General features: G+C 49.3%; 1 protein-coding gene. It reads left to right on the forward strand.

Annotation, left to right across the window (positions count from 1 at the left end; translation table 11 throughout):
• A partial coding sequence (locus tag ABID29_RS12245) for a mucin-binding protein (RefSeq protein WP_354366432.1) occupies nt 1-1,620 on the forward strand: 1,620 nt, incomplete at both ends.

A 1,620-nucleotide genomic window follows, 5' to 3' on the forward strand; every position in this document is an offset into this window, starting at 1 on the left:
CAGACCTTTGGTGAGTGGACGACCGATAAGGCTGACTACGCAGCACAACCGTCCCCAACTGTCGATAAGTACACGACTGATACGCCAGAAGTAGCACCAGCTCCTACTAGCCCAGAAGATTCTGATTCAGAAGTGACTGTTGTCTACACCCCAACCTCGTCAGAAACAACTGAAACCAAGACCATCACCCGTACCATTAAGTATGTGGATGAGGCTGGTAATGAGTTGGCACCAGCTGTTACTCAAACAGTAACTTATACTCGCGCCGTTACGACTAACGATGCGACCGGTGAGCAGACCTTCGGTGAGTGGACAAGTGTTGATGACAGCTTCGACGAAGTGACCTCTCCAACAGTTCCAAATCGTGTAACAGACACGCCAGTTGTTGCTAGCGAAGTTGTAACTGCTGATGCTTCAGACAAGGAAGTTGTTGTTGTCTACACCCCAACCTCATCAGAAACGACTGAGACCAAGACCATCACCCGCACCATCAAGTATGTGGATGAGGCTGGTAATGAGTTGGCTCCAGCCGTTACTCAAACAGTAACCTATACTCGCACCGTTACGACTAACGATGTGACCGGTGAGCAGACCTTTGGTGAGTGGACGACCGATAAGGCTGACTACGCAGCACAACCGTCCCCAACTGTCGATAAGTACACGACTGATACGCCAGAAGTAGCCTCAGCTCCTACTAGCCCAGAAGATTCTGATTCAGAAGTGACTGTTGTCTACACCCCAACCTCGTCAGAAACAACTGAAACCAAGACCATCACCCGTACCATTAAGTATGTGGATGAGGCTGGTAATGAGTTGGCACCAGCTGTTACTCAAACAGTAACTTATACTCGCGCCGTTACGACTAACGATGCGACCGGTGAGCAGACCTTCGGTGAGTGGACAAGTGTTGATGACAGCTTCGACGAAGTGACCTCTCCAACAGTTCCAAATCGTGTAACAGACACGCCAGTTGTTGCTAGCGAAGTTGTAACTGCTGATGCTTCAGACAAGGAAGTTGTTGTTGTCTACACCCCAACCTCATCAGAAACGACTGAGACCAAGACCATCACCCGTACGATCAAGTATGTGGACGAGGCTGGTAATGAGTTGGCTCCAGCCGTTACTCAAACAGTAACTTATACTCGCACCGTTACGACTAACGATGCGACCGGTGAGCAGACCTTCGGTGAGTGGACAAGTGTTGATGACAGCTTCGACGAAGTGACCTCTCCAACAGTTCCAAATCGTGTAACAGACACGCCAGTTGTTGCTAGCGAAGTTGTAACTGCTGATGCTTCAGACAAGGAAGTTGTTGTTGTCTACACCCCAACCTCGTCAGAAACAACTGAAACCAAGACCATCACCCGTACCATTAAGTATGTGGATGAGGCTGGTAATGAGTTGGCACCAGCTGTTACTCAAACAGTAACTTATACTCGCGCCGTTACGACTAACGATGCGACCGGTGAGCAGACCTTGGGTGAGTGGACAAGTGTTGATGACAGCTTCGACGAAGTGAGCTCTCCAACAGTTCCAAATCGTGTAACAGACACGCCAGTTGTTGCTAGCGAAGTTGTAACTGCTGATGCTTCAGACAAGGAAGTTGTTGTTGTCTACACC

This window comes from Streptococcus rupicaprae (assembly GCF_040545225.1).
Lineage (GTDB): Bacteria > Bacillota > Bacilli > Lactobacillales > Streptococcaceae > Streptococcus > Streptococcus rupicaprae.